Raw genomic sequence first — 22,629 nt, 5'->3', positions numbered from 1 at the left:
CGCTCGTCATCATTCCATGAGGTGTGCCATGTACGAAGACCGAAAGGAACATGCCTTACAGGCTTGGGAAAAACTGCTGGAAAAACCGGAGAGCCACATGAACGCCCAGGAGCAGCATGAAGAGCTCGTGCGGCTGGCCGATGAGTACTTCGACGAAGGCTTCATCGACGGCGACGAGCGCGCCGCGCTGCTCGGCAGGGCAGCTCGTGCCTACGCGAATGTGGTTGAGGGCGCTGATGACTCCCTCATTGATCCTGCGCAATGACCGAGATTTTTCCATTTCGCTCAAGTATGGCGAACTTGATCTGGTCCACGCGTTCGATGCCCTGGTTTGAACGTGCCGCTTCCATGAGATCCGCTTCGATCAGACGCGCCTGACGCAAGCGCTCATGCAGAATCCTGCCGTGCTCGACGAGAATCGTGGGCTCGCCGTCGATCAGCCGGGATATCGTCGAGAATCGTCGCTTCAACAGCGACAGGCCCACGTCCACCGCAATCAGCGTGACGATGACCACGATGGAGTTGGTCAACGAGAAATCGTCGCCAAGCAGCGCCTGCTGCGTGGCCTCGCCAATAATCATGAGCAATACCAGATCGAACGTGGTCAGCTCCGCCAGCGAGCGTCTTCCAGCGATTTTGAACAGGATCATCAAGGCCACGTACATCGCGGCCGCTCGTAACACGGAGTCCATGGTGCACCTACGGTAGGATGTATTGTGTCAGTTCAACGGGCGAGGAGCCCGCTATCGATACGCGGCTGCTGTAGCCTCCCAGGCCATCGCCTCGCAGCATCAGATAAAGCGTGGCCTGTCCTTGAGCGTCGGTCTGCAGCCAAAACCTGAGCCCCCGTGCGGAGCTGACCGTCCTGATCGGATCGGGTTGCAGGGTTTCAATGCTGAATCCCTCGAAAAGATCCCCGTCCAGCGCCAACTCGACCTGCGAATGGGCCCGGCCACTGGCAACGGTTATCTTCATGGGATTGGTCGAGCCGTTGCGGTGAACGATCTCGTAGCGCAGCGTTACCCTGCCGTCCTGGCTGTGAAGCTCCCGGGTGCTCAGCGGCCCACGAGAAAAAACCCCGAGCAATGCCATCAACACGATAACGACCAAGCCATACCAACCCCACCGCTCAAATCGCCAGACTTTGAGCTGATAGGCCATGTCTTCGCGTACCGGGTAATCGCGACTTTGCTCGTCCGCGGATTCAGGCTGGTTCACGCAGCTCCTCCCATGCCCTCTCGCCGATCCTGCCTGCGGTGCACGACGGCGCGGTGGTGAACCGCAAGGCGTGCTTATGCAGACAAGCAATGATGTTTGCGGCGGTGGACATACCCCTTTCTCCCCAGGTGTTTTTCGACGGACGCCAAGGCTGTCACTGCCTCACCGACCGCTTGTGGTGGTCAAGACCGGATTGGCCCACCCGGCAGTCCTTGCGGATCGCCAGGTACCCTTCGCGCTCCATCACGACACGTTGCCTGTTCGGTGGAGTCTGCAAAGGGGGAAATTGTTCAGAAAAGCTGAGCGCAGGGGGAGCTGTTGCGGGGTGGCGTCAAAGATGAAGGGGTGTTGAAGCAGATGCCCGGGGTGTAGACGAACCGACGCTTACGTGTACATCTTTTAGAATTCTGTACAACTTTTCAGGTGGCGGTACCCAGCTATTCGAGTTTTCACCTCGATAGGGCGATGTCAGGGTATTGGCACCTCAGGTGTCTGCGGACTCATCCGTCGCTCGCGCATTGAGCCTGAGCTCCTCCTTGATCTCTGCGACCAGAAGCGCAATGGCCCGAATCGACCTCAAACCTTGAGGGTCAATGCCGGTGACGGTGAGCTGCTCCTGCCGGGTATCTGCGTCCATCAGTTGAATCGTGAGGGTTTTCCCCTGATCGACCGTACAGATGCACGGGGTTGGCAGAAATGCGGTTTCAATCAGACGACGCAATTCAAGAGTAGAAGGCATCGCAAGGGCGTCCCACTAGATAGGTGATTATTCATTCAGGAAGAAAACAAACCCAATTAATTGGGTGCGCACCGGGATTTATAGCAAGTTACTGAGAAGTTGAGCGTGCGGCCGAAATGTATCCCACGAAAGGGCATCCCGAGTCAATCCAGACTTGCTCACTGACAGATTCGGTTCTCATCGCTGCTCTTTATCAGCAAGCAGAAAGCCAAGCGGTCATTGCCATCACCTTAATATCAACCCCGCCAGCCTACTTATACGAAGCGGCACCCGACTTGTATAAATTTATCCGAATGCCGCTCGTCGCCATTTTCGAAAAAAAAGAAAACACACCCATCGCCGCCACTCTCTGAATAGTTGCCGGCAGCACGAATTAGGCTGTGTACGAAATTGTTTGAAACGCAGGTTAGGCAAGGCAAAAACCGGCGAGGAACGCCCGGGGTCGCGCCCGACTTGACTGGTTGTCAATGAGCATTCCGAGCCGGTTTTTAACGCCGCATAACCAAGTTTCAAGCGATTTCGTACATAGCCTAGATCGCCAGAAAACATGCAGTCAAACCAAGGATATCGATCATGGGAACGTCAATTGATAAGCAGCACAATAATCGCCAGCGAGGCGTGGAAACACGTCCTGAAGCCAAGACTGGCCCGACCTCGAATTCACCCCCTTGTTACGAACATCAGCGAAGGATCAGACAGTCCGAAGCCATCGTCGGTGCATCTCAGCCCCCCCCGTTTGTGAAAGAAACCTATTACACCATCCATAAGGCTGCGCTATTTGATAAAAACCCTGGCACATCAGCATTAAATTCTAAAAATCTCTCTGACAGAGAGGAAATCCAGCATGAGTACTCAAGACAAGCAAGGCCATATGAGTGTGAACGAAACCGCTAAACAGGGTGGTGGAAACAGCCATGGTAGCGGGCGCAACCGTTGACGTGCCTGATACAGGGGAGCTGCGCTCTCCTGTTTACCTCATGGAGCGAAACCATGCCTTTACACATTATCAACTTCACCGGGCCCATCACCGCCTCCACCTGCAGCCAACTGATCGAAAAGGCCTCGGCGGCCGTACAGCAAGACGCATCAGAGCTGGTGCTCAATATCGCGACCATGGGGGGTGAATGTAGCTACGGGTTTACCCTGTACAACTTTCTGTTGTCTCTGCCGATTCCCGTGCATACCCACAATCTGGGTACAGTCGAGTCGATGGGCAACATCATCTTCCTGGCTGGCGAGCGCAGGACCGCCTGCCAATACAGCAAGTTTCTATTTCATCCCTTTCATTGGCATGTTCAGGGTGCCGTAGATCATTCACGCATGTCCGAATATGCCATGAGCCTCGATTACGACCTGCAACTGTATGTGCGTATCGTAGCCGAGCGCACCCACGGCGCTATCGAAAAACTGGAAACCGAAAAATACCTGATCGCCGCACCGAGGATCATTGACCCGCAACAAGCGATCGCCGCCGGTCTGATCCATGCCATCGACTTGCCCATCATCAAGTCGGACTCGGTCAGCAGCTTCATTTATTCCTGACGACTTTGATTTAAACGGGAGAATCACAATGGACGAAGAAACGATTCGGCTCACCGCCTATCGCATCTGGGAGCAGCAAGGCAAACCTGATGGCCGGGACTTTGTACACTGGCTACAAGCCAGGGATGAGCTGGGAGCGGCTGGCACTGACGAGTTGTCGGGCTCTGTCGAGAGCAGCGTCGCGCCACCTGAACCGGAACACTCAAAAAGCAAGGCACCCTCCTCGTCGACCCCGCGCAAAGTACGCAGCAAAAAGACCGCAACCTGAACCCGCCTATCCGGGCATGGCGCGCTTGTTCAAGAACCTCCACCATCCGTCGGCAACCTGGAAAAACAATCGAGAAAGCTCAGGTTTTTTAAATCTCAATAGTGAGTCTGGTCACTCCAGGCTGCTCATAAGCACTCCTGTCTTGCCCGTACTCAGTGCGGGCTTTTTTATGGATTTTATCTGGCCAATGCGCCAAGGCTGGCTCGGGCAAACGCCTGAGCCCATGCCCCCACACGTCAATACGCAAGGGCTGTATAGGGAGGTGGATTTCAGAGGTCTGTGCCGGTGTACGCTTTGCCTGACAACGACAGGATTTTCACCTGCCCTGGGTAGCCCTCTCCCAGGTTCACCATGACCAGCGCGGTCTTGCGCCGGTGTCACTGAGCGTCAAGCACGGCACGTATCTTTCGGGGTAGGTCAGCAGGCTGATAAGGCTTGGGAAGCACCTCGAACTCATGCACCTGGATATTGGCCCGCTCCAGCGCGTCTTTCGCGTAGCCTGTGGTGAGCAGGATCCTGGTGTGCGGATACAGGCGGGATATCTCACGCGCCAGTGCCGCGCCGTCCATGTCCCCCGGCATGATCAAATCGCTGAACACCAGGTCGTAGGCCTTGTTCTGGAGCAGGGCCAATGCCTGGGCGGCATCGTGCGCGGTGTCTATCTGATAGCCGTAATCCGACAGAATCACCTGTGCCAGCTCGGCCACCTCGGGCCGGTCCTCCACAATCAGGATGCTTTCACAACCTTGCAGCGACAGAGGCGCTGTCGGCGCCTGCTCGTCGCAGTACTCGCTGTCATCTGCAGGAAAATACAGGCGTATCGTGGTGCCGACACCGGGGTATGAATGGATGCGGGCCGTGCCCCCGATTGCCTGGCAAAGCCGTACACCATCGACAACCCCAGGCCAGAACCCTTGCCCTCTTCCTTGGTGGTGAAGAACGGCTGCACGACTTTGTCCTGGAGCTCCGCCGCTATCCCCTTGCCATTGTCACTCACCGAAAGGCTGACATAGCGCCCCTCTGCCAACCCCTCCCGTTGAAGCTTGGCGTCGCCTGGAATCCGCACGTTGCAGGTTTTGACGGTCACTGTCGGATCGACGCGGCCCTCCAGCGCCTCCTGGGCGTTCGTCAGCAACTGCAGGACCGCCAGCTCAGCCTGGCCAGGATCAATCAGGCAGTTCCACAGATCGTCGGCCAGATCAACCTGCAGGTGGACGTCATGCAGCGCACGCGCCATGACGCCGGGGCGGCTCAACAAGGTGTTCAGGTTGAACACACGACTCTCCAGCCGTTGCTTGCGCGAGAACGCCAGTAACTGCTGAGTCAGGGTTTGCGCCTTTTCGGCGGCGGCCCTGGCACGATTGGCGCTATTGAAAATACGCTGCGGATCGCTGCCAGGACGCTTTGCGCTCAACTGAATCAATTCCAGATAGCCCACCATCACCTGGAGGAGATTATTGAAATCGTGGGCAATACCGCCGGTGAGCTGCCCCAGTGCCTCGAGGTCCTGGGCCCGACGCCTGCGCAGCGCCACATCGTGACGCTGGCTCACATCCAACTGGGAGGCGAAAAAATACGTCAGTCGGCCACGTTCATCGAAGAGCGGGAAAATAAAGAGCTCGTTCCAGAAAGAGGAGCCGTCCTTGCGGTAATTGATCACCTCCACACACACTTCATGGTACCGCCCGACCGCCAACTGCACCTGCCGTCGGGTGTCCTTGCAGGTCTGCGGGCCCTGCAGGAACCTGCAATTGCGTCCGATGACCTCGTCGTGCTCATACCCGGTCAGGGTCAGGAATGCCTGATTGGCAAAAATGATCGGATTATCCGGCTGCGCCGGATCGGTCACGATCATCGCGCTGTGGCTGGCGTCCATGGCTGCGAAGAAGCGGTCCTTGCGGTTGGAAGAAAGCGTCGTCAAATGCATGCCATCGACGACGGGCTTTTTCTGTCTTGCCAAGGTTCACCTCCCACTCAACGATGCGTTTTACATGGACCGTGAAAATGCTTCGGAGTGCAGCTTGATTCGTTTCTCGACCTGTTGCGCCATCGCAGGTGCATGACGTAGGCCGTCGAACAGGTTTCTATGAGGGTCGATCCAGCACTTTCGGAGTGCTCCCTGATGCCTCTCGACTTGGCCTGCTCACCCCCTCGGAAAAAAATTCTCCCGGTGTCGCTTGACCAGGGAGAACGATCGTTCTACATTGAACTCATGAACCCACCCATGACGGATCGCGTGCTTAATCCGTTCACGGCCGGTTCGAGTCGGAGGGTCTTTCTGGCTGTGGATGATCAACACTGCGGGAGAAGTTTGGGGATCCAGATGATCCCCATCCGCAAGTTTGCGAAAGTGCGCAGGCAGAAACGACTGAATTATACGCTTGGGCTGACCGGGCACTGAATATCGAGCAAACGCTGATTTTAAGCCGGGCAGTCAATAATATTAATGGAAGGCGCAATCACTATGGCACCCGCGCTGGATGATTATCGCGCAGCCGACCATGCAAGGGAATTTGCATAGTTGTTGTTAGAGGCCTCCTCATAAGGGCCTGAGTTTCAAAAGACGTTACCCATACCGATTTATCCAACCAGACTGGAGGCACTACCATGTCCAATGCCCAAACTCGCCCGCCACTTCCTCCCTTCACTCGCGAATCGGCGATTGAGAAAGTCCGACTCGCCGAAGACGGCTGGAACAGCCGCGATGCCGAAAAGGTCTCGCTCGCCTATACGCTGGATACCCAATGGCGTAACCGCGCTGAATTCGCGACCAATCGCGAAGAGGCCAAGGGCTTTCTCACCCGCAAATGGAAGAAAGAGCTGGACTATCGCCTGATCAAGGAACTCTGGGCCTTTACCGATAACCGCATCGCCGTCCGTTACGCCTACGAGTGGCATGATGATTCCGGTAACTGGTTCCGCTCCTACGGTAACGAAAACTGGGAATTTGAAGCGGATGGTCTGATGCGCCGCCGATTCGCCTGCATCAACGACATGCCGATCAAGGAAAGCGAACGCAAGTTCCACTGGCCACTGGGGCGCCGTCCGGATGATCATCCAGGCCTGACAGAACTTGGGCTGTAAGTTGTCCCATCAATCCAGATCCATCTTTATATCTCAAGTTGGTCAACTGGATAGGGCGTGACGAAAACCATTCGTTCAATATGAACGCTCTATAACGCAAGTACGGCTCCAAGCGTGATGACACTGCGCGGCGAAACTTCAGTTTCGAGGAGCCGTACGCCTGCGCCATAGAGTTTTGATACTACTGGCGAGCGCGTTATTTACGACGTCAGCGTTGGGTAACAGCCGCGTCGTCAACGCAAGTAAAGTTGCGCCAATATCGCTTCAACGCGCCTTTCTCCAAGGCCGGCCATTCAATACAAGCCAGATTGACTTGAACATCCCGTTAACCCCCGCCAAGCATCCAGCAGACCTGACCCTTCTCAAGAAGGATCAGGTCTGCTGATAAGGCCGATCCCTGCCTCTGCGTCGCCCACTCGCTCACAGATACCGCAGCCGCACCCGCCCCAAGCAGGCTCCATGACTGCCGAACTCATCCTGTTCAACGGCAAAACCGCGAAACGCCTGGCGCCACTGCCGTTGCCAGCAAGGAAGGCCACGGGCAACGATGGCCGCTGCGCCTGCACCCCACTGATCCCACATCGATCACACGCCTGCCAGAACCTCATCCAGCATCTGCGGCCAGAAACTGATCCAAGGCTTGTTTATGATTGAGTCGAAGCGTGCCAGAAAAACGAGGAAGTCAACCGCGAGCATGCGGTCGAATGTGGACTTGGCGGAACGGATCGCAACGACCGCGTTGAAACGTCAGAACGCGGAATGAGGAAGGGTTGGCTCCCGAGGAACCGGGCCCCGCGACTGCGGCCAAGGTCCCCCGCCGCTGGCGCCGCATGATCGGGCGCCAGACAGGCTGACGAGAGGCATGATCAGTGGGTACAGCCAGTCCCCATGACGTGGTACGCGATGGTGTGCCGAATGCCCTTGGAGTCGTCATAAGTCATCTGCACAGGCACTACGCCGCAGACGTCCGGTATTTCGGTACTGGCGACCACGTGGGCGATATCCAGGTCCTGAGCGTCACGATAGGACTCGACGGTAACCTGCGGGGTTTGGGCAGTGAGTTCATCGGCTACTGCAACGGAGCAAAGACCACCCAGGAATAAAGCGAATAAATATTTCATGGCAACTCACCTGTATTGAGGGCGAAAAAAGGCCTGGCTTCACGCCGGGGTGGCGCAGCCTGAGATAAGGGGTTGGGGGGTAGCCCGGTCGCCGTCAGACGCCGGGCAGACTCACAGCAGGGTCAGAAAGGCTTGGTCGGCAGATACTTGCCATCCAGGGTGATCACGGCACGGGAACCGCCTTCCGGATCTTCGACCTTCTTGATGTCCAGCTTGAAGTTGATGGCGCTGATGATGCCGTCGCCAAACTTCTCGTGGACCAGAGCCTTGAGGGTGGTGCCGTAGACCTGCAGCATTTCGTAGAAGCGATAGAGGGTGGGGTCGGTCGGTACGCTGTTCTCGAAGCAGCCACGAACCGGGACGGTCTGCAGCAAGGCGATGCCGTCGGCGTCAAGGTCCAGCTTTTCGCCCACGACCTTCGCGGCGTTGGCAGGCAGCGGGTGCTGACCCAGCAGGGCTGCCGTGACGAAGGCTTCGGACAGGCCGGTACCCTCGGTGAGTTGCGCGTAGGACAGGCCTTTGCGGGCCTTGGCCATCACGATGATTTCAGTCAGGGCCTGGCGAAGGCTTTTGGTGGCTTGTGTCTGGATCATGGGGTTATCTCCTCGGTTGATATCGGGTTCAGGCAACTTGCCTGGCTGGTTTGGAAACGGCGTGGACTTGCGGGTGGTCGGCGAGGGACACAAAGGTCCCGGTACTGCCATCGAAGGCGTCGATACGCCCGCTCTCGATGTCATAGATCCAGCCGTGCAGGGTCACGCGGCCCTCTTCAAGGGCCAGGCGCACCGACGGGTGAGTCTGGATGTTGGCCAATTGCGCAATCACGTTTTCGCGCACCATGGCCGCGACCTTGGTCGGCTGGTCCGGATGCTGGCGGGCCTCATTCACCACCCGGGCGGAATCGGCATAGCGCAACCAGCCCGCCACAGCGGGCATGTGGTCCAGGCACTTGCAGGTGGCAATGGCGGTCATCGCCCCGCAATCGGAGTGACCGCAGATGACAATATCGGCGACCTGCAGCGCGGCGACGGCATATTCGACCGAGGCCGACACACCGCCCGGCTCAGGGCCATAGGAAGGCACGATGTTGCCCGCGTTGCGGATCACGAACAGATCGCCTGGTTCGCGCTGGGTGACCAGCTCAGGCACCAGCCGACTGTCAGAGCATGAGATGAACAACGCCCTTGGGCTCTGCTGCGTGGCCAGGTCCTGGAACAGCTTGATCCGCTCGGGAAAGGCGTCCCTCTGGAATTTCAGAAAACCGTCAATGATGTCCTTCATGGCTTCGTCCTCGATGTCGCGGGTTGTTGAAGCCAAGATTAGGGGTGGACTTACATAAGGTAAAAGTCTCATTTATTATGCTGTTGATCAGATTATCTTATGGATAAATCCATGCTTGCCCGACACATCCAGTATTTCCTCGCCGTGGCGGAGCATCACAGCTTCACGCGGGCCGCTGCGGCGTTGCATGTCTCCCAGCCTGCGCTGTCCCAGCAGGTCAAGCTCCTGGAAGAAAGTCTCGGCGCCCAGCTGTTCGATCGCTCTGGACGCACGACCTGTCTGACCGATGCCGGGGAGGTCTATTTACAGTATGCGCGCCGGGCCTCACAGGAACTGCGCGAAGCCAGGCGAGCCATCCATGATGTGAGCGACCTCAGTCGCGGGTCGTTGCGGGTGGCGGTGACACCGACCTTCACGACCTACCTGGTGGGCCCCCTGGTCGAGGCATTCCACTCGCGTTACCCGCAGATCACCCTGAACGTGCAGGAGATCTCCCAGGAGCGCATGGAGGACCTGCTCATCGCTGGAGCGTTGGACGTGGGGATCGCGTTCGATGAAATACACACCCCGGACATCGATTCCCTGCCCTTGCTGATCGAAACCCTCGCCCTGGTGGTGAACCGCACCCACCCCCTGGCGCAGGAAAGTTCCATTGGCCCTCAGGCCCTGATCGGCGAGTCGCTGGTTCTACTCAGCACGGAATTCGCGACCCGCGAACAGATCGATCGCTACTGCCGCGAGCACGGAATACGCCCTGAAGTGCGGATGGAGGCCAATGCACTCGGTGCAGTGATCGAAATCGTTCGCAGGACCACGCTGTCGACGTTGTTGCCCGCCAACACCGCCTTCGCCCATGGCGACCTGGTGGCGATCGCACTCGAGCCCGAACGCTTGCAGCGCACCGCCGTCCTCATGCAACGCAAAGGCGCCTACCAGAGCGCCGCGGCTCGGGTTTTCATCGAGCTGGCGAAAGAAGTTTCTGCTCAACTGAACGAATGAGGGTCTAGAAGCCGCTGACCGGCTGGAGACGGCAGCCACGACAGGTCGGTTGAAGTCGAGGGGTCAGTGCCGAAAAGTCATGGTGCATTCAGGCGACCACCGACCAGGCCTGCACATCTATCTGAAATCCACACTACTAGGGTCTGTATGACAAAGCCTCTTCCGGGCCCTTACCCGAAGTGCTGTATCCGCTCCGATACATGAACCTCGCTCACCAACTAAAACTCATTGGCGTCAATCAAGAACCCGGTTAGCCAGTCCAATTTTCCCACAAGAGGAATTGGCAAAAACCGAAAACCAGAATCCATGATGCTAGACAAAACACGACAGACATGATGGCATACAGGAGCATGTCACGTGATCAGTAGAGGTGAACCTTGGATCGAATAAAGCATGGAAAACGGTTCACCAAGAGAATCTACTACCCACGAATACTGGGTACGATATTGTGTGCGCCCATCATTCTAGAATCCATCATCCACCAACAGAATTTCCTGATCCTGGCGTCATTGCTTTTTATAAATGTTGCAATATGGCCCCATGTAGCCTACAGAATTTCCAACCGCTCAAAAAACCCTTACATGGCAGAAATACGAAATCTGGACGTCGACTCACTGCTGTGCGGCTTATGGATGGGCGCCATCGGATTAAACCCGATCTCTTCAATAAGCCTATCCGCAATGGTGGCAATGAACGCCATCAACACGGGCGGTTTGAAGAGTCTGAAAAAAGGGCTGACCCTGCAAGCATCAGGCATACTCGCGTGGCAGATTCTCGTCGGAATAGACTTACAACAAAGCTCAATTCTGTCGGCTTGGTCAAGCCTGCCACTGTTGACGCTATACCCTATCTCGGTAAGCTTTACCTCATATAAGCTTGCCTCAGAGCTATACAAGATAAAAAACACCCTGAACAGCCTTAGCATAACAGACGAACTAACCGGGCTTTTAAACAGGAGATACCTGGACGAAGAGCTGAAGAACATCGCCAGCTCCAACAACAGAAAAAACAACACGTTTCTCATAGTGCTTGATCTGGACAACTTCAAAGCAGTGAATGACCGTTACGGCCACCCGACTGGTGACTCCATTCTTTGCCTGCTGAGCAAAACACTCAGGTCCTCCTTACGCTCTGCCGACCTTATTGCCAGGTTCGGCGGCGATGAGTTCTGCATAATCATGGAGGGCGTTTCCCTGGAGCAGGCTGCAACGATAATCGAGCGCGCCTGTCAAAATTTCAAAATCAACAGCGCTCATATCGTAGCCCCTTCATTGAGCGTCAGCGTAGGCATAGCCAGTTGGCATGACGAGTTCGAAAGTGCAAAACAGTGGTTCGCCCACGCAGACAGCCTTCTCTATAAAGCCAAGAAAAGCGGGCGCAACCGGATTGTCACGGACAGCCCCCACTGCGCCCCGACGGTCGTTCAATAAAAGCGCCGGAAACAGCAGAACACGAGCCGCCTCCAGCACATCCGCGAACTCACCACGCGCCGCCACTACAGCGGCCACCATGCAGTGCACCTGCTGATCAATGGCGAGCGGCTGGGCAGCGGTTTCGACATCCTCGACTGCGCCACGCGCGCCGTTGGGCGCTGGCGTTGTGGGAGCGGGCATGTCGAACCCGTTCCCACAGATAGTGCTTCACGCCCCAGACCGTTGCAGTAGAATCGCCGCTCATTTTTGCCAGGGCACTTGCCATGACCTCTCACCAGACCCCGCCCAGCGCCCCCCAGGCCAATGAACTGATCCTTGGCCTTGAGGACCGCCCTCGCCTGCTGATCGGCCTGCTCGCCGCGCTGCAACACCTGCTGGCGATCATCGTGCCGATCGTCACCCCCGGCCTGCTGATCTGCCAGGCCCTGGGCGTGTCGGCCCGTGACACCAACCTGATCGTCTCGATGTCACTGGTGATCTCCGGCCTCGCCACCTTCGTCCAGTGCCGTCGTTTCGGGCCGTTCGGCGCCGGCCTGCTGATCGTCCAGGGCACCAGCTTCAACTTCGTCGGCCCACTGATCGCCGGCGGCGCCCTGATGGTCAAGCAAGGCACACCGGTGGAAGCCGTCATGGCTGCAATCTTCGGCGTGGTCATCGCCGGTTCCTTCGTCGAAATGGGCATCTCGCGCATCCTGCCCTTCGTCAAACGCATGATCACCCCGCTGGTGACCGGCATCGTCGTGCTGATGATCGGCCTGACCCTGATCAAGGTCGGCCTGATCAGCATGGGCGGTGGCTTCAGCGCCATGGGCAACGGCACCTTCGCCAACGGCGAGAACCTGCTGCTGTCCGGCGTGGTGCTGGCGATCATCGTCGCGCTCAACCGCATCCCGCTGGTGTGGATGCGCAGTTGCGCCATCGTCATCGCCCTGGCCGTCGGCTACGCCCTGGCCGGCTACCTGGGTCGCCTGAACTTCACCGGCATGCACGAAGCGCCGCTGTTCCAGGTGCCGACGCCGCTGCACTTCGGCCTGGGCTTCTCCTGGTCGCTGTTCATCCCGATGCTGGTGATCTACCTGGTGACCTCGCTGGAAGCCATCGGTGACGTAACCGCCACCAGCAAGGTCTCGCGCCAGCCGGTCGAAGGCCCGCTGTGGATGCAACGGATCAAGGGCGGTGTGCTGGTCAACGGCGCCAACTCGCTGCTGGCCGGGGTGTTCAACACCTTCCCCAGCTCGATCTTCGCCCAGAACAACGGCGTGATTCAGCTCACCGGCATCGCCAGTCGCCACATCGGCCAGTGGATCGCCCTGATGCTGATCCTGCTCGGCCTGTTCCCCTCCGTGGCCGGCGCGATCCAGGCGGTCCCGGAGCCGGTGCTGGGCGGCGCGGCCATGGTCATGTTCGGCGCCGTAGCGGCCTCGGGCATCAACATCCTGGCGAGCATCACCCTCGACCGCCGGGCGCTGCTGATCATCGCCGTGTCCCTGGCCCTGGGCCTGGGGGTGTCGCAGGTGCCGGAGTTCCTCGCGCACATGCCGGCGGCGCTGCGCAACGTGCTCGAATCCGGTGTCGCCACCGGCGGTATTTGCGCCCTGGTACTGAACTGGTTCCTGCCGCCATCGCCGCAACACGGATGATTGCACGGGGCAACGCAAGGTTGCCCCACGTCCGGCCCGGCAGGCGCTGACGACCGCCCGGGCCCGGATGGACCGGCCCGGCTGTCGGGTCCGCATACCCCCTCTCAGGGCGAAAGCGTCAGCCGGCACTACACTCAGTGAAGACCCGGTAGTGCACAGGACGTCCGCCATGATGCAATGGAGCAGGTACAGAGGTACCGCGCTGATCACCCTGTTCGTCATTCTCGCCAGCCTCCTGGCATTCCTTCTGGTCAAGGCCTTCTCGGGCGAGACCTCCACTTACGTCGAATCCCGCGACCTGATTCGCCAGCTCAAGCAACTGGACGCCCGGCTCGATGCCAGGATTCTCAAGACCCGCATCAGCGACGAATACAACTACAACCTGCTGGCCGGCCCCGCCGCGGAATCGGGCAGGCGCTGGGAACAACTGGTCACGCTGAACAGCGCCCTGGACAGTTCCCCCATCTGGCAGGCCCGCAAGAAAGCCTACCTCGATGCCTCGGGGGAAAAGAGCAAACTGATCGAACAGTTCCAGGCGCACAACACCACGCTGCGCGATGACCTGGAAAGCCTGTCGGCGATCGAGGACGCGATCCAGGCCGACCTGCAGCCGTTGAGCACCAGCCACCCGGTGGAAACCCTCAGCGTGCTGTACAGCGCCTCGAAACTGACCCTGAGCACGATGGAATACGCCCACCACGTGACCAACGGCAGGGCCGAAAAGATCGAGCGCCAGATCCAGTACCTGACCTCGCAGAAAAACACCCTTCCCCCCGCCTTCGCCGCACCCATCGACAAACTGATCGAACAGGTCAACGTGGTGGTCAGCGAACAGCCCCAGACCAATGACCTGCTGGAACGCATCGGCTTCATTCCGGTGGCGGCGAACCTCGACGCCATCAACGAACTGCTCAATGAAAACCAGCGGCGCGCCGACCTGCAAAACCGCCAGTACCTGGTCTATCTGAGCCTGTGCGCGGCGCTCATGGTGCTGTGGGTGTTCTATCTGATCATCCGCCAGTTGCGCAGCCATGCCCTGATCAACCAGATGAACAGCGCGTTGCAGGCGGCCAACGAACGCCTTGAACAGCGGGTGGAAGAGCGCACCCGTGAACTGCGCGAGGCGCAGAGCGAGCTGATGAGCACGGCCCGGGCAGCGGGCATGGCGGAGATCGCCACCAACGTGCTGCACAACGTCGGCAACGTACTCAACAGTGTGAACATCTCGGCCGACCTGGTGACACGCCGGGTGCGTGGCAGCAAGGCACAGGGGCTCGGCAGGGCCGTGCAACTGATCAACGAACGGGCCGATGACCTGGGCCATTTCTTCAGCCAGGACGAAAAGGGCAAGCTGCTGCCCGCCTACCTCAACCAGTTGGTCACCGCCATTGGCGCCGAACAGACGGAGATCGTCCAGGAGCTGGGACAACTGAGCAAAAGCGTCGACCACATCAAGGAAATCGTCAGCACCCAGCAATCCTACGCCGGTGCACCCAAGCTGCTCGAACCCCTGAATATCGCCGATCTGATCGAGGATGCCCTGCGCATGAACAGCGGTTCGCTGACCCGGCATCACGTCAAGGTCGTCCGGGACTACCAGCCGGTACCGATCTTCCTCGGCGACAAGCACCGGCTGCTGCTGATCCTGATCAACCTGCTCAGCAACGCCAAGCAGGCCGTGTCCGACCTGACGAACCGCGAACGTGAAATCACCGTGAGCGTGCGGGTGGTCGACGGCACGACCTTGCGTATCGGCGTGCAGGACGATGGCGAAGGCATCTCGCCGGAGAACCTGCCGCGCATCTTCACCCACGGTTTCACCACCCGCAAGGACGGCCACGGCTTTGGCCTGCACAGTTGCGCCCTGGCGGCGGTCGAGATGAAGGGGCGCCTGAGTGTGCACAGCGACGGGCCGGGCAAGGGGGCGCTGTTCACCCTGGAAGTGCCCCTGGACGAACCGCCCCGCAGACCTGCCGACGTCAATGCTGCCACCCCCACGAACCCGCAGTAGGCCGGCCCCTCGGCATGCCACCCGCCCAAGGCCGGAAGCACTGCAACACACCGAAAAAAGGCTGATAAATCAAGGCTGTAGACTGGGTGAAAGGTGCCTTTTCTAAATTTAATTTCATCCGCTGCACGCCGCATTTGACTCGGAACTGTCACATGGCCACCGCTTAATTGTTTCAAGAGTTTTCAGCTCTTATTTCAATTTCGTGACCAGGACCCGAACCAATGAACAAGCTGTACAGTCCCGTGATGGGGGCCGCCCTGGCGAGTATCATGATGTCTGCCCACGCCGACTTCATCGATGACAGCCACGCCGACGTGACCCTTCTCAACCGCTACCTGAACCAGCAGGGGCGCGACATCAGCGGCAGCAGTGCCAAGGCCCACAGCATTCGCGACTGGGGCCAGGGCTTCCAGTTCGACTTCAAGTCCGGCTACACCGAAGGCACCATCGGCCTGGGCCTGGACCTGCAGGCCTTCTACGGCCTGAAGCTGGATTCGGGCGGCGACCTCAACGACAGGAGCCACCAGGGCCGCTACCCCGGCAGCATGTTCCCCCTGGATGACGGCAAGTCCGCCGACCAGTTCGGCGTACTCAGCCCGACCGTCAAGGCACGTTTCCTCAAGGACGAGCTGCGCATCGGCACCCTGTACCAGAACAACCCGATGCTGGCCAATACCGACGGCCGCCTGTACCGCCAGACCAACACCGGCGCGCAACTGGTCTCCAGGGACCTGGACAACTTCACCTTCACCGTCGGCGACATCAACCAGACCAAGATCCGCAACGAAACCGGCGACACCAGCATGATCACCGCCGGCGGCACCCAAAAGAGCGACCGCTTCCTCTATGGCGGCGCGGACTACGCGGGCATTCCCGGCACCACCCTGAGCGCCTGGTACTCGAGCCTGCAGGACTACTACCAGCAGGCTTTCCTCGGTGCCAAACGCCATGACGCACTGCCTGTCGGCGCCATCGACAGCGACTTGCGGGCCTACCGCAGCCTCGGCATCGGAGGCAACGGCGACGGTGACAGCGAGTACGCGGCGGCCGGCTACTACGGCAACGGCATCAGCAAGGGCCGGATCAACCAGGCGACCATCAGCCTGATGGAAAGCTACAGCCTGGCCGGCCATACCGTGGGCCTGGGCATTCAGAAAAACATTGGCGACAGCGACTTCCCGTACCTGGACTCGGGCCTCAACAGCGGCGACAACCGCCAGGGCCCGGGCTCCGGTGCCGACACCCCGGCGCTGACCAACCTGCAATTGAACAAATTCCAGCACGCCGGCGAGCGGACCTGGATGGCCCAGTACAAGTACGACTTCGCCCAATTGGGCATCGACGGCCTGAAGTTCGCCGCCACCTACGCCCACGGCGACCAGATCCGCACCGCCGCCAACAGCGATGCCAGCGAATGGGAACGCGACCTGGCGCTGACCTATGAAGTGCAGACCGGCCAGCTCAAGGGCCTCGGGGTGAAATGGCAGAACGCCCACGCCGCCCCGGAAATCACCGGCCAGACCCTTCAGGACGAAAACCGCTTCTACGTGAGCTACGTCATTCCACTGTGGTAATCCACGCCCTGCTCCCAGGCCTCCGATCGTTCCCACGCTCTGCGTGGGAATGATAAGAATCACCGCGCCCCTGTGGGAGCCGGACTTATCCGCGAACAGGCTTCCACAATCCGTCGCGGATCTGCGCTCCTCACGCTCAATCCAAACGCAAAGACGTGACAACCCCCTCCGACTTTGCAACCCTGCGCGCTACCAAAGCCCAGTGAATCGCCCGCCATGCACCTCCTCTATCCCAGCGATCCCTTCGACCCGCAACAACCGGATGAAACCTATCGCGACGAGCACACCGCCGCATTGGCCGAGGGGCTGGACGCCTCCCTGTTTTCCTTTGACGACTTCGAGGCCGGCACCTTCAAGGCCCGCCCAGCGATCCCCGCCGACGCGACCGTGCTCTACCGGGGCTGGATGCTGACCCCGGAAAACTATGCCAGGCTGGTCGAGAGCTGGCAGCAGCGCGACCTCCAGGCGTTCACCAGTGTCGAGCAATATCGACATTGCCATCACCTGCCGCTGTGGTATCCGCTGCTGAGCGAACACACCAGCGAAACCCGTGTGCTGGAGCCGGATGCCGACTTTGTCCAGGCCCTGGGCGGCCTGGACTGGCCCGGCTACTTCATCAAGGACTACGTGAAGTCCCTGAACACCGCAGGCGGGTCGCTGGTCGAAACCCCACAGCAGATCCGGGCCGTCGTCGAGCTGATGCAGCAATACCGCGGGCAGATCGAAGGCGGCATCTGCGTACGCAAACGTGAGGACTATCGTGAAGAGACCGAGCGACGCTACTTCGTCTTCCAGGGCAAGGCCTACGGTGAAGACGGCGAAGTGCCGAACATCGTCGAAGACTGTGCGCGGTTGATTCAAAGCCCATTCTTCTCGGTGGACATCGTGCTCAGGACTGACGGTGTACTGCGTATCGTCGAACTCGGTGACGGCCAGGTTTCCGACCGCAAGACCTGGCCCGCCGCAACGTTCGCCAAGCTGCTCAAGGCCCACCCCTAACGGGCAGGCCCTGCCCCAGAGATAACCCGCGCCCAGCGCAACATCGAGAACTCAAGCAACGTGGCCAAGCTCAACTTCAGGCACATGGAAATCTTCTGGGCCGTGATGACCACCGGCAGCGCCACCGCCGCCGCCGAACTGCTGCACACCTCGCAACCCACCGTGAGCCGCGAGCTGAGCCGCCTGGAGTCGATCACCCAGTTGGTGCTGTTCAAGCGGGCCAACGCCAAGCTGATTCCCACCGAACAGGCGCTGCGACTGTTCGAGGAGGTCGAGCGCGCCTATTTCGGCATGGAACGGATCGAACGCACCGCCGAAGCCATCCGCCAACACAAGAACGGCCAGATCGCCCTGGTGACCTTGCCGGCGTTCTCCCAGGCCCTACTGCCGATGGTCTGCAAGCGCTTTCTGCGGCAATTCCCGGATGTCGCGCTGACCATCACCCCGCAGGAACAGCCGCTGCTCAATGAATGGTTGTCCTCGCAACGCTACGACCTGGGGCTGATCGAGGACGCCACCCTTGCGCTCGGCACCGAAAGCGACTGCGTGTTCACCTCGGACATGGTCTGCGTACTGCCACCGGATCACCCCTTGGCAGCCAAGTCGGTGCTCGCCCCCGAGGACTTCGAAGGCGAACCGTTCATCTCGTTTGCCGCCAACGACCCCTACCGCAAGAAAATCGATGCGTTGTTCGAGGAGCATGGCGTCAGCCGCCGGCTGCAGGTGGAAACCCATAGCGCGGCTGCGGTGTGCAGCACCGTCGCCCAGGGTGTCGGGGTGTCGACCCTCAACCCGCTGACGGCGCTCTCCTACGTCAACCTGGGGCTGACCATTCGGCGCTTTGCCCTGTCGATCCCCTACTCCATCCGCGTGGTGCGTCCGCTGCATCGTCCCCACTCCGTACTGGTCGATCGATTCGTCGACGCCTTGCGCGATTGCTGTCGAGATCTCGAAGCCCAGCTCGCCGAGATTCCCTAGCCAGTGCACGGCCCACCGGCCATATCAGAAATGAATGGACACCCCGAAAACTGATATTTTTTATCCGGACACGGCAATGCTAAAAAGGCGCACCCACACCGGTACACCTCCTGACAACACTCGCGAGCCCCGGCGTGGCCTTATACGACCTTGGAAAACCCAGGGAACATCGCCTTTCAGCCCGAGCTTGCCCCATGACCCTCGAACAGCATGCCGCACACATCGCCAAAGCCCATGGCACCCCCGTCTGGATCTATGATGCCGCCGTCATTCGCGAGCGTATCCGCACGCTGAAAACCTTCGACACCGTGCGCTTCGCCCAGAAGGCCCTGTCGAACCTGTCGATCCTCAGCCTCATGCGCGAGGAAGGCGTGAAACTCGACGCCGTGTCCCTGGGCGAAATCGAGCGGGCGATCAAGGCCGGCTTCAACCCGCGCAGCAACGTCGATGGCCCCTCGGACCTGGTCTACACCTCGGACGTGTTCGATCGCCCGACCCTGGCGCGTATCGTCGAGCTTGGCGTCGAGGCCAACCTCGGCTCGCTGGACATGATCGAGCAGTTGGGCGAGCTGTCGCCCGGGCACCGTGTGTGGCTGCGGATCAACCCGGGCTTCGGCCATGGCCACAGCCCCAAGACCAACACCGGCGGCCCCAACAGCAAGCACGGCATCTGGCATGAACAACTGGCCGAAGCCCTTGAACTGCTGAGCCGCTACGACCTGCACCTGGTGGGTGTGCACGTGCACATCGGCTCGGGTGTCGACTACGGTCACCTGGGCCAGGTCTGCGACGCCGTTACCCAACTGCTGGAGCAGATCGATCGGCCGATCGAGGCACTGTCGGCCGGCGGCGGGCTCTCGGTGCCCTACCGCGAAGGTGAGGAACCGATCGATGTGGAGCACTACTTCTCGCTGTGGGACGCGGTGCGCCGTAATGCGCAGACCCGCTATGGTCGTCCGGTACGTTTGGAGCTGGAGCCTGGCCGCTTCCTGGTGGCCGAGTCGGGCACGCTGGTCTGCGAAGTGCGTGCGGTCAAGCAACAGGGCGCCAACCCCTTCACGCTGGTCGACGCCGGCTTCAACGAACTGATCCGCCCGACGCTCTACGGCAGCTACCACCGCGTGTCGCTGGTGGCCCAGGCCCCGGAGCGGCCCTCGATCAGCACCCTCATCGCCGGCCCCCTGTGCGAATCCGGTGACGTCTTCACCCTCGCCGGCGACGGCGCCCTGCGCTTCGAAACCATGAGCCGGCCAACCACCGGCGACCTCATCCTGTTCCACAACGCCGGGGCCTATGGCTCGACCATGTCCTCGAACTACAACTCGCGGCCGCTGGTGCCGGAATACCTGCTCGATGGCGAGCACTCCCGCCTGATTCGGCGGCGGCAGACCTTCGATGAACTGCTGGGCCCGGAACTGGCCTGCCTGGGCTGATCCCCAAAAACCTCGCGGCGTCACCTTTTGCAGGGTGACGCCGCGTTGGCGTTACAGGATTCAGTGGGCTTCGCTACACGACGTTCCCGCCCCGCGCTTCCCTCAATCCCCGGCACAACCGTTGCCCCAGGTCTTGTAGTCATATTCCTTGATCTGCCCGTCTGGCGTCTTGTAGGTCATCTTGGCGTTGGAAATCCCGCAGGCATACGGCTTGGAGTCCACGCGGATCACTTCGGCGACATCCTTCCGGTCCAGGGCAAACGCCTGGGCACTGAAAAGAACAGCGGCAACGGCCAAGCCCTTTACATAGATATTCATGGCAACTCTCTCAATAGGAAAAACACAAGCCGACCCGGCAAATCCGGTAGAAGGCGCTGGGTGGAGACTCGCAACCGTTCGTTATCCGAGGATTAAGAAAGTTATGAAAAAGTTTAAATAAAACGTTATGAATCAGTTAAATCAAAGTTAACTATTTAAAAATACAAGTTGCATTTTATTCCATTAAAAATCATGACAAAAAGTTCATGAAACCTGTCATCATCCGGCTACCCGGAACAGCGGCCTGCTCTGGCTGATCAGCCGCTTGCCGTCCACCGTCCAGTCAGGAGCCCAGCGGATGCTTCCATCAGCCCCTCTTCTTTCCGGCAACCGTTTGCACCTGCGCCGTCTGCGCGGCCGGGTCGGACTGGCCCTGGTGGCCTGCCTGTCCTTTCTCGCCGGCATGACCGACGCCATCGGCTTTCTCGCCACGGGCGACTTCGTCTCGTTCATGAGCGGCAACACCACGCGCCTGGCGGTGGCCGTCAGCGAGGGGGACCTGTCGATGGTGCTGCGCCTGGTCGCGGCGGTGATGGCGTTCATCGCCGGCAACGTGCTGGGCGTGCTGGCCGGACGCGTCGGCGGCAGGCGCTCGCTGCCGTTGCTGCTGTGCGTTTCCACCCTGCTCTGCATCGCCGCGATACTGCCGTTCAACACTCGCGTGCCGGCCTTGCTGACCGCGATCATTGCCATGGGCATGCTCAATGCCGCCGTCGAACAGGTCAACGGCCTGCCGATCGGCCTGACCTACGTTACCGGCGCCCTGTCCCGCTTCGGCCGCGGCCTGGGGCGCCGGCTGCTCGGCGAAAAGCGCGATGGCTGGCGGGTGCAGCTGGTACCCTGGAGCGGCATGCTGGTGGGTGCAGTGTTTGGCGCCATGCTGGAGCGCCAGATGGGCGTGCAGGCGCTGGTGGTCAGTGCGGCGATCGCCGCGGTGCTGGGGCTGATCGCGCTGAGGATTCCACATCAGTGGCAGAAGGATTTCATGCCGCGCTGAGGGCAGTCCGCAGACAATGAACGGCGGGTACGCTACAGGTATGCACTCACGCCTTCCTGCAGGAGCCGGCGGTGCGGCGATCCGACTTGCCCGCGAATAGGCCCGCCAGCACCACAAAAATATCTCGGGCTGCCCCTCTCCTCATTCCACACTCGCCCGTCCCAACATCCCATCTTGTAGCACCCAGGCTACAGCCATTTCCCACATATATTCACCCACGACCCCAGGGATGTTTTCCATTATTTCCAAATATTGAAAAACCTATCCGTTCAGCCAGTTATTAATCCCCTTCGAAAGATATTAAATATCTACTTACAAAAGAGCAGCGTCTCTCTCTTTCAACCAGAAGATTGGCGAACACTCTCCTCCTGCCTGATCTGTCAGGCCAAGAGTGGCCCTGCTTTCTCCTGGTCACCCAACCCCGAGTTCCACCTGGAGTCACCAATGAAAATCGGCCACCTATTCCTATTGTCAGCTGCATCGTTGCTGCCGGCCATCAGCATTGCACAGCCTTCCATTCTTTCTTCGCTGCAGGCCAAAGGCATTCAGGTCACGGTTCTCGATGATGAAAGCCTCAGCAAAATCAAAGGCGCGGCAATGATCACCGGTCACCCCTACCCCAGCGTTACGCAAGGGTTGAAGATCTACAACATCCGGCTGAAGCGCTTTGGCAACGAGCACGATTACCGGTCGTACTACTCGGTAGGCAGCCACTGGAGCCCGCACAAGGAGGTTATCTATACGGAAAATGGCATGAGCTACCACGTTGCCGGTGACCGTTGGCTCGCAGATAAATCAGATGCCCCCGGCGGAGAATGGAACGCCAATAACGCAGTGGAAGTTGACGTTCACTACCAAGCTCTGGACAAAAATGGTTCACCACTCAACTTCGGCTGGAGAAACACCAGCTGGAATCGGCCGATCTCGACTTTCTCCTGGTAGCGTCAACCTTTTGCAACAACACCCTCACCCACTTTAAACGCTACAAGAGAGA

Annotated in this window: 22 protein-coding genes and 2 pseudogenes; 16 read left to right on the top strand and 8 right to left on the bottom strand. The window is 59.4% G+C overall.

Going from position 1 to position 22,629, the window contains the following annotated elements; genetic code table 11:
• The first annotated feature begins 28 nt into the window (after nucleotides 1–28).
• Nucleotides 29–265, top strand: a complete 237-nt coding sequence (locus ACZ5KU_RS11270) for a hypothetical protein (RefSeq protein WP_054062761.1) — start codon at nucleotides 29–31, stop codon at nucleotides 263–265.
• On the opposite strand, the gene ACZ5KU_RS11265 is transcribed toward ACZ5KU_RS11270, so the two are convergent.
• The 3 genes from ACZ5KU_RS11265 to ACZ5KU_RS11255 form a co-directional block, all read right to left on the bottom strand.
• Complete coding sequence (locus tag ACZ5KU_RS11265) at nucleotides 246–692, bottom strand: DUF421 domain-containing protein (protein WP_054056918.1); 447 nt, start codon at nucleotides 690–692, stop codon at nucleotides 246–248. The two genes, ACZ5KU_RS11270 and ACZ5KU_RS11265, sit on opposite strands and share 20 nt — an antisense overlap.
• A 7-nt stretch (nucleotides 693–699) precedes the next feature.
• Nucleotides 700–1,218 (bottom strand): hypothetical protein, encoded by a 519-nt coding sequence (locus ACZ5KU_RS11260; RefSeq protein WP_464737158.1) that lies wholly within the window; start codon nucleotides 1,216–1,218, stop codon nucleotides 700–702.
• Between the two features lie 484 nt (nucleotides 1,219–1,702).
• Nucleotides 1,703–1,957: a DUF1652 domain-containing protein gene (locus tag ACZ5KU_RS11255; protein ID WP_054056919.1), complete on the bottom strand. Its 255-nt coding sequence runs from the start codon at nucleotides 1,955–1,957 to the stop codon at nucleotides 1,703–1,705.
• Between the two features lie 990 nt (nucleotides 1,958–2,947).
• On the opposite strand from ACZ5KU_RS11255, the gene ACZ5KU_RS11250 reads away from it, so the two are divergent.
• Together ACZ5KU_RS11250 and ACZ5KU_RS11245 are read left to right on the top strand one after the other, a co-directional pair.
• The gene (locus tag ACZ5KU_RS11250; RefSeq protein WP_054062763.1) at nucleotides 2,948–3,499 is read left to right on the top strand and encodes an ATP-dependent Clp protease proteolytic subunit; all 552 of its coding nucleotides are present in this window, start codon (nucleotides 2,948–2,950) and stop codon (nucleotides 3,497–3,499) included.
• A gap of 28 nt (nucleotides 3,500–3,527) precedes the next feature.
• The gene (locus tag ACZ5KU_RS11245; protein WP_081009834.1) at nucleotides 3,528–3,767 is read left to right on the top strand and encodes a DUF2934 domain-containing protein; all 240 of its coding nucleotides are present in this window, start codon (nucleotides 3,528–3,530) and stop codon (nucleotides 3,765–3,767) included.
• A gap of 377 nt (nucleotides 3,768–4,144) precedes the next feature.
• Here ACZ5KU_RS11245 and ACZ5KU_RS11240 read toward each other — a convergent pair.
• A pseudogene (locus tag ACZ5KU_RS11240) lies at nucleotides 4,145–5,694 on the bottom strand (histidine kinase famiy protein).
• Nucleotides 5,695–6,374: 680 nt separating this feature from the next.
• On the opposite strand from ACZ5KU_RS11240, the gene ACZ5KU_RS11235 reads away from it, so the two are divergent.
• Entirely contained in the window at nucleotides 6,375–6,851 is a 477-nt protein-coding gene (locus ACZ5KU_RS11235) for a nuclear transport factor 2 family protein (RefSeq protein ID WP_054056923.1), read from the top strand.
• A gap of 459 nt (nucleotides 6,852–7,310) precedes the next feature.
• Nucleotides 7,311–7,505 (top strand): hypothetical protein, encoded by a 195-nt coding sequence (locus tag ACZ5KU_RS11230; RefSeq protein WP_416772804.1) that lies wholly within the window; start codon nucleotides 7,311–7,313, stop codon nucleotides 7,503–7,505.
• Nucleotides 7,506–7,717: 212 nt separating this feature from the next.
• Here ACZ5KU_RS11230 and ACZ5KU_RS11225 read toward each other — a convergent pair whose 3' ends face one another.
• The 3 genes from ACZ5KU_RS11225 to ACZ5KU_RS11215 all read right to left on the bottom strand — a co-directional run bounded on the left by ACZ5KU_RS11225 (nucleotide 7,718) and on the right by ACZ5KU_RS11215 (nucleotide 9,253).
• Nucleotides 7,718–7,972: a DUF2790 domain-containing protein gene (locus tag ACZ5KU_RS11225; RefSeq protein WP_054056924.1), complete on the bottom strand. Its 255-nt coding sequence runs from the start codon at nucleotides 7,970–7,972 to the stop codon at nucleotides 7,718–7,720.
• Between the two features lie 122 nt (nucleotides 7,973–8,094).
• Entirely contained in the window at nucleotides 8,095–8,565 is a 471-nt protein-coding gene (gene cynS / locus ACZ5KU_RS11220; protein ID WP_054056925.1) for a cyanase, read from the bottom strand.
• A gap of 28 nt (nucleotides 8,566–8,593) precedes the next feature.
• Nucleotides 8,594–9,253 (bottom strand): carbonic anhydrase, encoded by a 660-nt coding sequence (locus ACZ5KU_RS11215; RefSeq protein ID WP_054056926.1) that lies wholly within the window; start codon nucleotides 9,251–9,253, stop codon nucleotides 8,594–8,596.
• 111 nt (nucleotides 9,254–9,364) lie between these two features.
• Here ACZ5KU_RS11215 and cynR point away from each other — a divergent pair, with 111 nt between their 5' ends.
• The 9 genes and pseudogenes from cynR to lysA all read left to right on the top strand — a co-directional run bounded on the left by cynR (nucleotide 9,365) and on the right by lysA (nucleotide 20,320).
• Nucleotides 9,365–10,252 carry a transcriptional regulator CynR gene (gene cynR, locus ACZ5KU_RS11210; RefSeq protein ID WP_464737157.1) on the top strand — a complete coding sequence of 296 codons (888 nt, stop codon included), beginning with the start codon at nucleotides 9,365–9,367 and terminating at the stop codon, nucleotides 10,250–10,252.
• Nucleotides 10,253–10,629: 377 nt separating this feature from the next.
• Nucleotides 10,630–11,682, top strand: coding sequence for a diguanylate cyclase (locus ACZ5KU_RS11205; RefSeq protein ID WP_054062766.1), 1,053 nt, complete (start codon nucleotides 10,630–10,632; stop codon nucleotides 11,680–11,682).
• An 18-nt stretch (nucleotides 11,683–11,700) separates the two neighbouring features.
• A pseudogene (locus ACZ5KU_RS11200) lies at nucleotides 11,701–11,817 on the top strand (DNA alkylation repair protein); the annotation flags it as partial.
• A gap of 131 nt (nucleotides 11,818–11,948) precedes the next feature.
• A complete protein-coding gene (locus ACZ5KU_RS11195) occupies nucleotides 11,949–13,325 on the top strand; it encodes a nucleobase:cation symporter-2 family protein (protein ID WP_464737156.1) in 1,377 nt (458 codons plus the stop codon).
• A gap of 169 nt (nucleotides 13,326–13,494) precedes the next feature.
• The gene (locus tag ACZ5KU_RS11190; protein ID WP_054061092.1) at nucleotides 13,495–15,336 is read left to right on the top strand and encodes a DAHL domain-containing protein; all 1,842 of its coding nucleotides are present in this window, start codon (nucleotides 13,495–13,497) and stop codon (nucleotides 15,334–15,336) included.
• A 221-nt stretch (nucleotides 15,337–15,557) separates the two neighbouring features.
• Nucleotides 15,558–16,910, top strand: coding sequence for an OprD family outer membrane porin (locus ACZ5KU_RS11185; RefSeq protein WP_464737155.1), 1,353 nt, complete (start codon nucleotides 15,558–15,560; stop codon nucleotides 16,908–16,910).
• Nucleotides 16,911–17,126: 216 nt separating this feature from the next.
• A complete protein-coding gene (locus tag ACZ5KU_RS11180) occupies nucleotides 17,127–17,909 on the top strand; it encodes an ATP-grasp domain-containing protein (RefSeq protein ID WP_464737154.1) in 783 nt (260 codons plus the stop codon).
• A 60-nt stretch (nucleotides 17,910–17,969) separates the two neighbouring features.
• Nucleotides 17,970–18,887 (top strand): LysR family transcriptional regulator, encoded by a 918-nt coding sequence (locus tag ACZ5KU_RS11175; protein WP_054061094.1) that lies wholly within the window; start codon nucleotides 17,970–17,972, stop codon nucleotides 18,885–18,887.
• A gap of 194 nt (nucleotides 18,888–19,081) precedes the next feature.
• Entirely contained in the window at nucleotides 19,082–20,320 is a 1,239-nt protein-coding gene (gene lysA / locus ACZ5KU_RS11170) for a diaminopimelate decarboxylase (RefSeq protein WP_464737153.1), read from the top strand.
• A gap of 102 nt (nucleotides 20,321–20,422) precedes the next feature.
• Here the strand turns inward: lysA and ACZ5KU_RS11165 are convergent, their stop codons facing one another.
• Complete coding sequence (locus ACZ5KU_RS11165) at nucleotides 20,423–20,638, bottom strand: DUF2790 domain-containing protein (RefSeq protein ID WP_464737152.1); 216 nt, start codon at nucleotides 20,636–20,638, stop codon at nucleotides 20,423–20,425.
• Nucleotides 20,639–20,936: 298 nt separating this feature from the next.
• Between ACZ5KU_RS11165 and ACZ5KU_RS11160 the strand changes: the two genes are divergently transcribed.
• Both ACZ5KU_RS11160 and ACZ5KU_RS11155 read left to right on the top strand, forming a co-directional pair.
• Nucleotides 20,937–21,635: a YoaK family protein gene (locus ACZ5KU_RS11160; RefSeq protein WP_054062770.1), complete on the top strand. Its 699-nt coding sequence runs from the start codon at nucleotides 20,937–20,939 to the stop codon at nucleotides 21,633–21,635.
• A gap of 444 nt (nucleotides 21,636–22,079) precedes the next feature.
• A complete protein-coding gene (locus ACZ5KU_RS11155; RefSeq protein WP_054059450.1) occupies nucleotides 22,080–22,577 on the top strand; it encodes a hypothetical protein in 498 nt (165 codons plus the stop codon).
• Nucleotides 22,578–22,629: the final 52 nt, after the last annotated feature.

The sequence above is a fragment of the Pseudomonas sp. Tof1 genome (genome assembly GCF_055390395.1).
The sequence above is the reverse complement of the archived record's forward strand: the minus strand, read 5'-3'. Positions and strand labels throughout refer to the sequence as shown.